The organism is Pseudomonas sp. C6002 (assembly GCF_013385805.1).
GTDB lineage: Bacteria > Pseudomonadota > Gammaproteobacteria > Pseudomonadales > Pseudomonadaceae > Aquipseudomonas.
In genome coordinates this window covers 38244-50789 of sequence record NZ_JACAPH010000030.1, presented here as the reverse complement: position 1 = coordinate 50789, position 12546 = coordinate 38244, and the positions used below count along the sequence as shown (strand labels likewise).

At 61.5% G+C, this 12546-nt stretch carries 11 protein-coding genes; 3 read left to right on the top strand and 8 right to left on the bottom strand.

What is annotated here, in order from left to right; all coding sequences use genetic code 11:
- Positions 1-19: 19 nt before the first annotated feature.
- On the bottom strand, positions 20-694 hold the full coding sequence (locus tag HX817_RS19920; protein WP_003214831.1) for a methionine ABC transporter permease: 675 nt from the start codon (positions 692-694) through the stop codon (positions 20-22).
- Positions 694-1701 (bottom strand): methionine ABC transporter ATP-binding protein, encoded by a 1008-nt coding sequence (locus HX817_RS19915; protein ID WP_003214829.1) that lies wholly within the window; start codon positions 1699-1701, stop codon positions 694-696. Before HX817_RS19915 ends, HX817_RS19920 begins: the two co-directional genes overlap by 1 nt.
- A 268-nt stretch (positions 1702-1969) precedes the next feature.
- On the opposite strand from HX817_RS19915, the gene katE reads away from it, so the two are divergent.
- The gene (gene katE, locus HX817_RS19910) at positions 1970-4111 is read left to right on the top strand and encodes a catalase HPII (protein ID WP_177028121.1); all 2142 of its coding nucleotides are present in this window, start codon (positions 1970-1972) and stop codon (positions 4109-4111) included.
- A 112-nt stretch (positions 4112-4223) separates the two neighbouring features.
- Here the strand turns inward: katE and HX817_RS19905 are convergent, their stop codons facing one another.
- From HX817_RS19905 to HX817_RS19890, 4 genes are read right to left on the bottom strand one after another with little or no spacing between them, the layout of a single operon-like run.
- Positions 4224-4943: a PA5502 family lipoprotein gene (locus HX817_RS19905; protein ID WP_003214825.1), complete on the bottom strand. Its 720-nt coding sequence runs from the start codon at positions 4941-4943 to the stop codon at positions 4224-4226.
- A gap of 37 nt (positions 4944-4980) precedes the next feature.
- Positions 4981-5769: a zinc ABC transporter permease subunit ZnuB gene (gene znuB, locus HX817_RS19900; protein WP_003214823.1), complete on the bottom strand. Its 789-nt coding sequence runs from the start codon at positions 5767-5769 to the stop codon at positions 4981-4983.
- On the bottom strand, positions 5762-6547 hold the full coding sequence (gene znuC, locus HX817_RS19895; protein ID WP_003214821.1) for a zinc ABC transporter ATP-binding protein ZnuC: 786 nt from the start codon (positions 6545-6547) through the stop codon (positions 5762-5764). The genes znuB and znuC overlap by 8 nt, the downstream gene beginning before the upstream one ends.
- On the bottom strand, positions 6547-7029 hold the full coding sequence (locus HX817_RS19890) for a Fur family transcriptional regulator (protein ID WP_003214819.1): 483 nt from the start codon (positions 7027-7029) through the stop codon (positions 6547-6549). The genes znuC and HX817_RS19890 overlap by 1 nt, the downstream gene beginning before the upstream one ends.
- A 58-nt stretch (positions 7030-7087) precedes the next feature.
- Here HX817_RS19890 and HX817_RS19885 point away from each other — a divergent pair, with 58 nt between their 5' ends.
- Positions 7088-8017 carry a zinc ABC transporter substrate-binding protein gene (locus tag HX817_RS19885; RefSeq protein WP_008439631.1) on the top strand — a complete coding sequence of 310 codons (930 nt, stop codon included), beginning with the start codon at positions 7088-7090 and terminating at the stop codon, positions 8015-8017.
- A 127-nt stretch (positions 8018-8144) separates the two neighbouring features.
- Here HX817_RS19885 and HX817_RS19880 read toward each other — a convergent pair whose 3' ends face one another.
- Positions 8145-9098: a homoserine kinase gene (locus HX817_RS19880; protein ID WP_177040930.1), complete on the bottom strand. Its 954-nt coding sequence runs from the start codon at positions 9096-9098 to the stop codon at positions 8145-8147.
- A 56-nt stretch (positions 9099-9154) separates the two neighbouring features.
- Positions 9155-9445 carry a DUF2782 domain-containing protein gene (locus HX817_RS19875; protein ID WP_003214814.1) on the bottom strand — a complete coding sequence of 97 codons (291 nt, stop codon included), beginning with the start codon at positions 9443-9445 and terminating at the stop codon, positions 9155-9157.
- Positions 9446-9519: 74 nt separating this feature from the next.
- On the opposite strand from HX817_RS19875, the gene polA reads away from it, so the two are divergent.
- A complete protein-coding gene (gene polA, locus HX817_RS19870) occupies positions 9520-12312 on the top strand; it encodes a DNA polymerase I (protein ID WP_177035396.1) in 2793 nt (930 codons plus the stop codon).
- Positions 12313-12546 lie beyond the last annotated feature (234 nt).

The window sequence follows — 12546 nt, the reverse complement described above, 5'->3', positions numbered from 1 at the left end:
TTAACGCCGGCAATAGCCGTTATTTTCGAGAAAAGTGCACCACCAGCTTGTCGCCGACGGTTTGCAGAATTTGTACCAGGATCAGCAGCAGCACCACGGTGACCACCATCACGTCGGTCTGGAAGCGCTGATAACCGAAGCGGATCGCCAGGTCACCCAGGCCACCGGCACCCACTACACCGGCCATGGCCGTGTAGGAAACCAGTGTAATCGCCGTCACCGTAATCGCCGCGAAGATGCCGGGGCGGGCTTCGGGCAGCAACGCGTTGGTAATGATCTGGCGAGTGGTCGCGCCCATGGCCTGGGTCGCTTCGATAATCCCGCGGTCCACTTCACGCAGCGCGGTTTCCACCAGGCGCGCAAAGAACGGCGTGGCACCCACCACCAGTGGCGGAATTGCACCGGCAACACCCAGCGAGGTGCCGGTGATCAGCACCGTGAACGGGATCATTACGATCAACAGGATAATGAACGGCAGCGAACGCAGGATGTTCACCACCAGCGACAACAGCGCATAAACATTCTTTTGTTCGAACAGCTGACGCGGGCTGCACAGGAACAGCAGCACGCCCAACGGCAAGCCCAGCAATACGGTGAACAGCAGCGAGCCGAACAGCATGGTCATGGTGTCGCCGGTGGCGAGCAGGATTTCCGACCAGTCGATGTTCGAGAAAAAGCTCAAGAGGATTTCCATTAGCGCAGCACCTCCATATGGACGTCTGCCGCGGTGAAGGCGGCGAAGGCGGCCTCCATGTCACCGCCGGTGACGGCGAGGGTCAGTTGCCCGTAGGGAATGTCTTTGATGCGGTCGATACGACCGGCGAGGATGCTGTAGTCCACACCCGTGTCGCGGGCGACGGTACCCAGCAGCGGCGCGTAGGTCGCTTCGCCCTGGAACGTCAGTCGCACGATGCGCCCCGGTACATGGGCGAAGTCATCACGCTGTTCGCCTTCGTCGACTTGCTCGGATTCCTGCACGAAGCGCTTGGTGGTCGGGTGCTTGGGGTGCAGGAATACGTCGGCGACGGTGCCTTGCTCGACGATCACGCCGGCGTCCATCACGGCCACGTGGTCGCACACGCGGCGGATCACGTCCATTTCATGGGTGATCAGCACGATGGTCAGCTTCAGCTCGCGGTTGATCTCGGCCAGCAGTTGCAGGACCGAAGCCGTGGTCTGCGGGTCGAGGGCGCTGGTGGCTTCGTCGCATAGCAGGATTTTCGGCTTGGTGGCCAGGGCGCGTGCGATGCCGACGCGCTGCTTCTGGCCGCCCGACAACTGCGCCGGGTACTTCTTGGCGTGGTCGGACAGGCCGACCCGGGCCAGCAATTCGGCCACGCGCAGGTCGATTTCCTTGCGGGAAAGTTCGCCCGCGAGAGTCAGCGGCAGCGCCACGTTGTCGGCAACGGTCTTGGATGCCAGCAGGTTGAAGTGCTGGAAGATCATCCCGACCTGTTGCCGGAAACGGCGCAGGCCGTTGGCGTCGAGGGCGGTGACTTCTTCGTCATCGACCTTGATCTGGCCGCCGCTGGGTTGCTCCAGGCGGTTGATCAGACGCAGCAAAGTACTTTTTCCCGCACCGGAATGGCCGATCAGACCAAACACCTGGCCATTTTCGACGCGCAGGTTGGTGGGATGCAGTGCGGGGATATCCTTACCGGCGACCCGGTAGGTTTTATGGACGTTATGAAACTCGATCACGTAGCGAACCTTGTGGGGCGCATTAAAAAGGGATCAGCGGTTAGCCGGGCGCGCATTTTAGCCTGTCCGTATAGCGTTTCTTAGCATTTATTTCTCATCCGACCAGCGATTTGGCAATAACGCGATCAAAGGTCATAAAAAAGGAACGGTACAAAACCGTGTCAGTCACTACATAAGCAACTCGAAACTCCCAGGTGCCGTGCCTGGGGTTTTGCTCAAGAAGAGCCGGGGATCGCTCTGGCCTACGCAAACGAGGAGTTTTTGTCTGATGAGTACTAAAAAGCCAGTTACCCCGCCCAAGAGCGAACTTGCGGGCACCGACACTCTGGACCGTGGCAACACCAACGCCAAGCTGCAAAGTCTGGAAACATTCCGCTCCGACGCGACGGGCCAAGCACTGCGCACCAACCAGGGCGTGAAGGTTTCCGATAACCAGAACAGCTTGAAGGTCGGCTCCCGTGGCCCATCGCTGCTGGAAGACTTCATCATGCGTGAAAAAATCACGCACTTTGACCATGAGCGGATCCCGGAACGTATCGTTCATGCTCGGGGTACCGGTGCCCATGGTTATTTCCAGACCTACGAAAACCACTCGGCGCTGACCAAGGCCGGATTCCTGCGTAACCCCGAACACAAAACCCCGGTATTTGCGCGTTTCTCTACGGTGCAGGGCCCTCGCGGCTCGGGTGATACCGTGCGTGACGTGCGTGGCTTTGCCGTGAAGTTCTTCACCGATGAGGGCAACTTCGACCTGGTGGGTAACAACATGCCGGTGTTTTTCATTCAGGACGCGATCAAGTTTCCTGACTTCGTGCATGCGGTAAAACCTGAGCCCCACAACGAGATTCCTACCGGCGGCTCGGCCCACGATACGTTCTGGGATTTTGTCTCGCTGCAGCCGGAGTCGGCGCACATGGTGATCTGGGCCATGTCTGACCGGGCGATCCCGAAAAGCCTGCGGACCATGCAGGGGTTTGGCGTGCACACCTTCCGCCTGGTGAATGCCGAGGGCAAATCCAACTTCGTCAAATTCCACTGGCGGCCTACCGTCGGCACCTGCTCCCTGGTGTGGGACGAGGCGCAGAAGCTGGCGGGCAAAGACACGGACTTCCACCGTCGTGACCTGTGGGAATCCATTGAAAGTGGCGATTACCCGGAGTGGGAATTGGGCGTGCAGATCATCGCCGAAGAGGACGAGCATAAGTTCGACTTCGATATTCTCGACCCGACCAAGCTGATCCCCGAAGAGCTGGTGCCGATCACGCCGTTGGGCAAAATGGTGCTCAACCGCAACCCGGACAACTACTTTGCCGAGACCGAGCAAGTGGCGTTCTGCCCGGGGCATATCGTGCCGGGCATCGACTTTTCCAATGACCCGCTGCTGCAAGGCCGTCTGTTTTCCTACACCGATACGCAGATCAGCCGACTGGGCGGGCCGAACTTTCACGAGTTGCCAATCAACCGTCCGGTAGCGCCGTTCCATAACGGCCAGCGCGATGCCATGCACCGCACCACCATAGACAAGGGCCGCGCGTCCTACGAGCCGAACTCGATTGATGGCGGCTGGCCGAAAGAAACTCCGCCTGCGGCGCAGGACGGTGGTTTTGAGACGTATCCGGAGCGTATTGATGCCCACAAGATCCGTGAGCGCAGCGAGTCGTTCGGTGATCACTTCTCCCAGGCGCGCCTGTTTTTTCGCAGCATGAGCAAGCACGAGCAGGAGCACATCATCGCCGCCTACAGCTTTGAACTGGGCAAGGTGGAGCGTGAGTTTATTCGCGCTCGCCAGGTGAACGAGATCCTCGCCAACATCGACTTGGAACTGGCCAAGCGTGTGGCGCAGAACCTGGGCTTGCCAGCACCGACTAAAGGTACGGTGCCAGAGCGCAAGACGTCTCCGGAACGCTCGCCAGCGTTGAGCCAGGCCAATTTGCTGTCGGGTGATATCAAGACCCGCAAGGTGGCGATTCTGGCGGCGAACGGTGTTGATGGTGCGGAGATTGATGCCTTGAAGAAGGCGCTTGAGGCCGCAGGTGCGCATGCGAAGTTGCTGGGGCCTACCTCGGCGCCGGTAACGACGGCGGATGGCAAGAGCCTGCCGGTGGATGCTTCCATGGAAGGCTTGCCTTCGGTGGCGTTCGATGCGGTGTTTGTGCCGGGTGGCGCCAAGTCGGTTCAGGCGTTGAGCGCTGATGGTGTGGCGTTGCATTACCTGCTGGAGGCCTACAAGCACTTGAAAGCAATTGCCCTGGCCGGTGAGGCGAAGCAGTTGCTGGATGTGCTGAAGCTTGAGGCGGATGCGGGCTTGATTGTGGGCGGCGACGCGAAGGCGTTTAAGGCGTTCTTTGCGGCGATTGCCCAGCATCGGGTCTGGGATCGGGAGCCGAAGGCTAAAGCTGTTCCGGCTTAAGGTATCGGTTGTTTGTTAGATCGCTTTCGCGAGCAAGCCCGCTCCCACATTTGACCGCATTCCAAAGTTGGAACTCGGTTAAATGTGGGAGCGGGCTTGCTCGCGAATGGCGTTATTCAGTCTTACGCGGAATCAGCACGACCTGCGCCGGAACCTTCTTCAGGATCTGCCGGTGAATCTTCAGGTCATACCCCGAATCGATGCGCTTCACCCGTTTGGTCAGCAACGTGGCCAGCCATGGGTAATCTTCGGTGCGCGGCGCCTGGATGCTCACATCGCACTGGTAATTCACCACATCGGTGGCGATCTCATCCAGTTGATGGCGCAGCGCCTCGATATCGGTGAGGTTCAGCGCAACCGTAGTGCTTGGCGCTGCCGGGTCGATGACCTTGGCCGGCGGCTTGGCTTCGGCGGCTTTCAGAGCGGCCTCGGCTTTGTCCAGCTCGACTTTACGGGCATGGGCGATCGCACTGTTGACGCCACCGGTCAGCGCCGGAGCCTTGGGCATCAATGCCCGTGCGCGGCTCAGGGCCGTCGCGGCAGCGTTGACATCACCCTTTTGCAGGACGATCTGGCTGCGCTGCAAATAGGCTTCGGCCAGTTGGCGCTGATAAGGCTCCAGCGCCGGATCGTTGGGCGACTGGGCCTGCAAGGCGGCCAGCTCGTCTTCGGCGGTGGCCAGTTCACTGCTGGCGAGGTTTTGCTCCAGCTGTGCGATGGCCGCAGCACGTGCGTCCGGCGCCTGGGGGGCGGCGGGCGGGGTGCTTTGGCAGGCGCCCAGCAGCAAGGAAAATGCGGCAAGGAGCAGATAACGGGCGTTGAACAGCTTCATTCCTGCGACTCTCTAATTGCGCAAAAAGCGAGCAAGTCTACACCCCACGACGGGGCAGGACAAAACTCAGCAGAAACAGGGCGGCCGCCGTGACCACAATCGACGGCCCGGCCGGGGTGTCCTTGAACCAGGACAGCGCCAGGCCACCACACACCGCGAGCATCCCCAGAAGGCTGGCGCCGAGCGCCATTTGCTCCGGCGAGCGGGCGTGACGCTGGGCCGCAGCAGCCGGGATGATCAGCAGCGATGTGATCAACAATACGCCGACAATCTTCATCGCGACAGCGATCACCACGGCGATCAGCAGCATCAGGGTCATGCGCAGCGCCGCCACGGGCAAGCCTTCGACGGTGGCCAGTTCTTCGTGAACGGTGATCGCCAGCAGCGGGCGCCACAGCGTCACCAGCAGCACCAGCACTGCCGCGCTGCCGCCTAGAATCCACGCCAGGTCGGTGGGGCTGATAGCCAGCAGGTCGCCGAACAGGTAGGCCATCAGGTCGATACGCACTTCATGCATGAAGCTCAGCACCACCAGGCCCAGGGACAAGGTGCTTGGGGCCAGGATGCCCAGCAGGGTATCGGAGGCCAGCGGCTGACGCTGTTGCAGGGTCACCAGCAGCACAGCCAGCAGCAGGCAGCCGACGGTGACGGCAATGGTCGGGCTCACATCCAGCAGAAATCCCATGGCCACGCCCAGCAGCGCAGCGTGGGACAGGGTGTCGCCAAAATAGGCCATGCGCCGCCAGACCACGAACGAGCCCAGTGGGCCCGCCACCAGCGCCAGAGCCAAGCCTGCCAGCAGGGCGTAGAGCAGAAAATCAGCCATGCTTGCAGCTATCTCCATGAACGTGGGTGTGGGATGCGGTGGAGTCATCGACTACAGCGCCATGCAGGTCATGGGCGTGGTCGTGATGGTGGTGGTAGATCGCCAGGCTCTGGGCGTTCTTGCCGAACAGCTCGACAAAAGCCGGATCGCCGCTGACCTGTTCCGGGTGGCCGGAACAGCACACGTGACGATTGAGGCACACCACCTGGTCGGTGGTGCTCATCACCAGGTGCAGGTCGTGGGAGACCATCAGCACGCCGCAACCATGGCGGTCCCGCAGGCGGGTGATCAGGCTGTACAGCTCGGCCTGGCCGGCGACGTCGACGCCTTGCACGGGTTCATCCAGTACCAGCAATTCCGGCTCGCGCAGCAGGGCGCGGGCCAGCAGCACACGCTGCATTTCGCCACCGGAGATGCTTTGCACCGGGCTGTCGATCACCTGTTCGGCGCCCACTTCCTTGAGGGCGGACTGTGCGCGGGCACGGTCGACACCGGGCACCAGGCGCAGGAAGCGCAGCACCGAGAGGGGCAAGGTCGGGTCCACATGCAGCTTCTGCGGCATGTAGCCAACTCGCAGCTTCGGCTTGCGCCACACGCTGCCGCTGTCGGGCTTGAGCAGGCCGAGTACGGCGCGCACCAGGGTGGTCTTGCCGGCACCGTTGGGGCCGATCAGCGTGACGATCTGACCTGGCTCGACGCTCAGGGCGATGTTGTCCAGCACGTTTTGCCCGGCGAACGTGACCCCGACCTGCTCCAGGCGGATTAACGCAGTGCTCATCAAGCCCCCTGGCAGCCCGAGCACACACCGACGACTTCGACGGTTTGCCCTTCGACCTTGAAGCCGACGTCGCCGGCGCTCTTGATGATGCTGTCGCTGATGCTTTTTTGCTCAAGTTCGATGGCGGCGTGGCACTCGCGGCAAATCAGGAACTGGCCCTGGTGCGCGTGTTCCGGGTGGTTGCAGCCGACAAAGGCGTTGAGCGATGAGATGCGGTGCACCAGGCCGTTGTCCAGCAGGAAGTCCAGCGCGCGGTAAACCGTGGGCGGCGCGGCGCGGCGGCCGTCCTGCTCGCTGAGCACGCCGAGGATGTCGTAGGCACCCAGCGGCTTGTGGCTTTGCCACACCAGCTCCAGCACCCGGCGACGCAGGGCGGTCAGGCGCAGGCCTTGGCGCGCGCACAAGGCGTCGGCCTCTGACAGTGCGCTGTGCACGCAGTGAGAGTGGTCATGGGGACGGCTGGCAAGCGGTGTTTTAGGCATGAGCGGCGACAGATATTTGTGAGAGACGTTATTATGTTACCTGTTCCTGCCTCCTTGAGTGGTCATCGTGTCCAGACTTTTTCCCGTTTTTGTCGTATTTGTCACCAGTTTGCTGCTTGCCGGTGCCGCTCAGGCGGAGGTTCGGGTGCTGACCAGTATCAAACCGTTACAACTGATTGCTGCTGCTGTGCAGGATGGCGTGGCGATTCCCGAGGTATTGCTGCCGCCGGGCGCTTCGCCGCATAACTATGCGTTGCGCCCTTCCGACGTACGGCGCGTGCAGTCGGTGGACCTGCTGTATTGGATCGGCCCGGACATGGAAAGCTTTCTGCCGCGTGTCTTGAAAGGCCGCAGCTTGCCGACGGTGGCGGTGCAGGACCTTCCGGGAATGAAACTGCGTCGGTTCGCCGAAGATAGCCACTCCCATGCTGAAGATGCCGACGAACATGATCATGACCATCGCCCGGGCAGCCTGGATGCGCATTTGTGGCTGTCGACGGTCAACGCCCGGGTGATTGCGAACCGCATGGCGGCGGACCTCAGCGCTGCCGACCCGGCGAACGCCGAGCGTTACCAGAGCAACGTGAAGGCCTTTGATGGCCGTATGGATGCACTGGACGCGCGCTTGAAGGCACGTATGGCGGACGTCGCCGGCAAGCCGTACTTCGTGTTCCATGAAGCCTTCGATTACTTCGAAGATGCCTACGGCCTCAAGCACACCGGGGTGTTCAGTGTGGCCGCAGAAGTGCAGCCGGGTGCCCAGCATGTGGCAGCGATGCGTACGCGTTTGCAGGAAGTGGGCAAGACTTGTGTGTTCAGCGAGCCGCCGTTGCGCCCGCGCCTTGCGGAAACGCTGGTGGCGGGTTTGCCGGTGAAGCTGGCGGAGCTGGATGCGTTGGGCGGCTACACGCCGGCCTCCGCCCAGGGGTATGAGCAGGTGCTGGAGAAGCTGGGGAATGACCTGGCTGGGTGCCTGGAGTCGCTCTGACAGACGCCGCATAACCACTGTGGGAGCGGGCTTGCTCGCGAATGCGGTGCATCAGTCAGCGCATCTGGTGACTGAAACTCCACATTCGCGAGCAAGCCCGCTCCCACATTTTGATCGCGTACGATCTTTACAGCGCGAACGGCAGCGGGGTCTTGACCTGCTGGCGTTGCGCCAGGCGCACCTGAAACTCGCGCGGGTCGTGAATCAGCACGTCCTGCCCGGCGAACGATTCCGCCGCAATCAGGCGTGACAGCCAGAACCGCACACAGGCCACACGCAGCATGGTCGGCCACAGCTCCGCTTCCTTGGCGGTAAACGGCCGCAAGCCCGCATAAGCCCCCAGCAACGCCCGCGCCCGTTGGCCGTCGATCACGCCGTCGGCGTCCGAGCACCAGTCGTTCAGGGCGATCGCCACGTCGTACAGCATCGGCCCCGAGCAGGCGTTGTAGAAGTCGATCAGCCCGGTCAGGTGCGTGCCTTCGAACATCGCGTTGTCGCGAAACAGGTCGGCGTGGATGTTTGCCCGGGGCAGCGTGAGGATCTGCGCCTTGTGCGCCTCGATCTCATCCAGCGCCGCTTGCAACAGGCCGCGTTGTTCCGCGTCGAGGTGCGAGATCAGTTGCGCGCCTTCGCTGAGCATCCAGTCCAGCCCGCGATCGGTCTTGCGTTCCAGCACCTTCTCGCCTTGGGTGGCCAGGTGCAGGTGCCCGAGCAATTCGCCCACTTGCACGCAATGCTGGGCGTTGGCGTCCTTGATGTGCTTGCCCGCCAGGCGCGGTTGCAGCAGCGCCGGTTTGCCCGCCAACTCGCGCAAGGCCACGCCGTCGGTGGTACGCAGGGCGTAAGGCACTGACAAATCAGCGTCGTGGAGCACGTCCAGCAGTTCGATGAAGAACGGCATTTCCTGCACGGGGCCGCGCTCGACCAGGGTCAGGACAAATTCGCCCTGTTCCAGGCTGATGAAGAAATTGGTGTTTTCACTACCAGCGGCAATCCCCTGGAAATCAAGCAGGCGGCCGAGCCCGTAAGGGGCAAGAAAGGTTTCCAGCTCGGGCCGAGCCAGGGGGGTGAACACAGACATGGTTAAAACTGCCGTTACGGGCGCTGCGGGGGGCAGCGCCGATTAAAGTTAAGAAATCATTTCCATTCGAAGATCTTCCATGACGGGATCAGCATATCCGGCTGGTCAGAGCGGATGAAGTTCGCATCGGTTCCGTCCGCGCGCACCAGGAAGTAAGGCGGAAAGCCTTTCTGGGTCACCTTGATTGCGTACAGGAAACCATTCTGGCGGTATTCCTGAATGGTCTTGTCGCCTTCCGTGCGAATGGTGACTTCCGGGTCGCCCGAAGGGGCAGTATCTGCCGCCATGGCCACCATCGGAGTGAGTGCAATCAAGCCGGTCAACAACAAGCGATTTACTGTACGCATGATAACCTTGTCCCTTTGTCGTCATTGGTCCGGCTATTCTAGCGCCTGACCCGCCGAAAAGGTTGATCCTGCTCATGAGCCAAGCCCCCCTCGTCCTGGTGGACGGTTCTTCTTACCTGTACCGCGCCTTTCACGCGCTGCCGCCGCTCACCACTTCCAAAGGCCTGCCTACCGGCGCGGTCAAGGGCGTGTTGAACATGCTCAAAAGCCTGCGCAGGCAATACCCGAACAGTCCGTTCGCGGTGGTGTTCGACGCCAAGGGCGGGACATTTCGCGATGAGCTGTACGCCGAATACAAGGCCAACCGCGCGAGCATGCCCGATGACATGCGCGTGCAGATCGAGCCGCTGCACCAGAGCGTGATCGCCCTGGGCTTCCCGCTGCTGTGCGTCGAAGGCGTCGAAGCGGACGACGTGATCGGCACCCTGGCCCGCAGCAGCGCGGCCGCCGACCGTCCGGTGGTGATTTCCACCGGCGACAAGGACATGGCGCAGCTGGTCGACGGGCACATTACCTTGGTCAACACCATGACCGGTAGCGCCATGGACGTTGAGGGCGTGAAGGAGAAATTCGGTGTCGCTCCCGAGCAGATCATCGATTACCTGGCGTTGATGGGCGATTCGTCCGACAACATCCCGGGCGTTCCGGGCATTGGTCCGAAGACGGCTTCCGGCCTGTTGGTAGGCGTCAACGGCGGCTTGAAGGAGCTCTACGAGCAGCTCGATATCGTGCCGACCTTGCCGATTCGTGGTGCCAAGACCCTGGTCGCCAAACTGGAAGAGCATAAGGCGAGTGCGTTCCTGTCCTACGAGCTGGCGACGATCAAGATCGACGTGCCGCTGGACGTGGGCCTGGATGATTTGCACCTGATCGAGCCGGATCGCGAGAAGCTGCTGGAGCTGTATACGCTGCTGGAGTTCAAGAGCTGGATTGACGAGATTCAACGCGATGCCAAGCGCGTCGAGTTGAGCGCTGCTCCTTCGGCCGCGGTCGCCGAGGAAGCGGTTGAGGTGGTCGCGCCGGTTTCTGTGGAGCCGGTGTACGAAACCATCCTCACCCAGGCCCAGTTCGATGTCTGGCTGAAGAAGCTCAACGACGCCAAGCTGTTCGCCTTTGATACCGAGACCACCGGGATCGACGCCCAGAAAGCGCAACTGGTGGGTGTGTCGTTTGCCGTGCAGGCCCATGAAGCAGCCTACATTCCGCTGACCCACTCCTACATCGGCGCGCCGGAACAGCTGGATCGGGACACCGTGCTGCTGGCCCTGAAGCCGTTGCTCGAAGACCCGGAAAAACTCAAGGTCGGCCAGCACGCCAAGTTCGACATGAACATCCTGGCCAACTGCGCCATCGGTGGTGACCCGGCACACGGCATCACCGTGCGCGGCATTGCCTTCGACACCATGCTTGAATCCTATGTGCTGAACTCCGTGGCGACGCGCCACGACATGGACAGCCTGGCGAAGAAGTACCTGGACCACGACACCGTCAGCTTCCAGGACATCGCCGGCAAAGGCGCCAAGCAGCTGACCTTTGACCAGATTGCCCTGGAGCAAGCCGGCCCTTACGCGGCGGAAGACGCGGATGTGACCCTGCGTTTGCACCAGGAACTGCACAAGCAGCTTGCCGCTATTCCTACCCTGGCCAGCGTATTGTCCGACATCGAGATGCCGCTGGTGCCCGTGCTGGCGCGCATTGAGCGTCAGGGCGCCCTGGTGGATGCCGCCTTGCTGGGCATCCAGAGCATCGAGCTGGGCAACAAGATGGTCGACCTCGAGCGCCAGGCGTATGAGATCGCCGGCGAGGAATTCAACCTGGGCTCGCCCAAGCAGTTGGGTGCGATTCTCTACGAGAAACTCGGGCTGCCGGTGTTGAAGAAGACCGGCAAGGGCCAGGCCTCGACGGCCGAGGAAGTCTTGGCCAAATTGGCTGAAGACGACTACCCACTGCCGAAAGTGCTGATGCAGTACCGCAGCATGAGCAAGTTGAAAAGCACCTACACCGACCGTTTGCCGGAGCAGATCAACCCGCGCACCGGTCGCGTGCACACCTCCTATCACCAGGCCGTAGCAGCAACCGGGCGCCTGTCCTCCAGCGATCCAAACCTGCAGAACATTCCGGTGCGTACCGCTGAAGGCCGGCGTATCCGCCAGGCATTTGTCGCGCCCAAGGGCTACAAGCTGCTGGCGGCGGACTACTCGCAGATCGAGCTGCGCATCATGGCGCATTTATCGAAGGACGAAGGCTTGCTGAATGCGTTCCGCGACGACCTGGACGTGCACACCGCCACGGCGGCCGAGGTGTTCAAGGTTGAGTTGGCTGAGGTCACGTCCAATCAGCGTCGCAGTGCCAAGGCGATCAACTTTGGCCTGATCTACGGCATGGGCGCCCAGAAGCTGGGCAAGGACATCGGCGTCGACACCAAGACCGCCAAGGCTTATATCGATGTGTACTTCGCCCGTTACCCGGGGGTTCGCGAGTACATGGAGCGCACCCGTGCCCAGGCGGCTGATCAGGGTTATGTGGAAACCCTGTTCGGGCGCCGCCTGTACCTGCCGGAGATCAATTCCAACAAGCCTCAGGAGCGTGCTGGCGCCGAGCGTACGGCAATCAACGCGCCGATGCAGGGCACTGCGGCCGATATCATCAAGAAGGCCATGGTCAAGGTCGACAACTGGCTGACGGACTCGGGCCTGGACGCCAAGGTCATCCTTCAGGTGCACGATGAATTGGTGCTGGAGGTGCGTGAGGACCTGGTGGCTGAAGTCAGCGCGAGGATTCGTGAACACATGAGCGAGGCGGCAAAGCTGGATGTGCCGCTGGTGGTAGACGTCGGCGTGGGCGACAACTGGGACGAAGCGCACTAAGCCTGGGGCCTGGGCCGCGGCATCATGCCGCGGCAGCGCGTTAGATCGGAAAACGCGGCGGGTTATTTCCAATAGTTTTTTGAACGTGCCGGAACTTAACCCGTGAATTGCTACTCAGAGTTACTGAATGGGTGGTGAAGCCCTTCAATGCTCCTATGTTGTGTTAAGTGTTGGCAGATATCTGGACCCCGCCCTAGCGGTCCGGAACTTGGACCCCGAACTTCCCCTCCCCAT

Bases quoted from the DNA above. Each gene is read 5' to 3' on its own strand.
- HX817_RS19875 (WP_003214814.1), bottom strand. From the start codon at position 9,445: ATGCGTACAGTAAATCGCTTGTTGTTGACCGGCTTGATTGCACTCACT.
- znuC (WP_003214821.1), bottom strand. From the start codon at position 6,547: ATGAGCACTGCGTTAATCCGCCTGGAGCAGGTCGGGGTCACGTTCGCC.
- HX817_RS19880 (WP_177040930.1), bottom strand. From the start codon at position 9,098: ATGTCTGTGTTCACCCCCCTGGCTCGGCCCGAGCTGGAAACCTTTCTT.
- znuB (WP_003214823.1), bottom strand. From the start codon at position 5,769: ATGGCTGATTTTCTGCTCTACGCCCTGCTGGCAGGCTTGGCTCTGGCG.
- katE (WP_177028121.1), top strand. From the start codon at position 1,970: ATGAGTACTAAAAAGCCAGTTACCCCGCCCAAGAGCGAACTTGCGGGC.
- polA (WP_177035396.1), top strand. From the start codon at position 9,520: ATGAGCCAAGCCCCCCTCGTCCTGGTGGACGGTTCTTCTTACCTGTAC.
- HX817_RS19890 (WP_003214819.1), bottom strand. From the start codon at position 7,029: ATGCCTAAAACACCGCTTGCCAGCCGTCCCCATGACCACTCTCACTGC.
- HX817_RS19905 (WP_003214825.1), bottom strand. From the start codon at position 4,943: ATGAAGCTGTTCAACGCCCGTTATCTGCTCCTTGCCGCATTTTCCTTG.
- HX817_RS19920 (WP_003214831.1), bottom strand. From the start codon at position 694: ATGGAAATCCTCTTGAGCTTTTTCTCGAACATCGACTGGTCGGAAATC.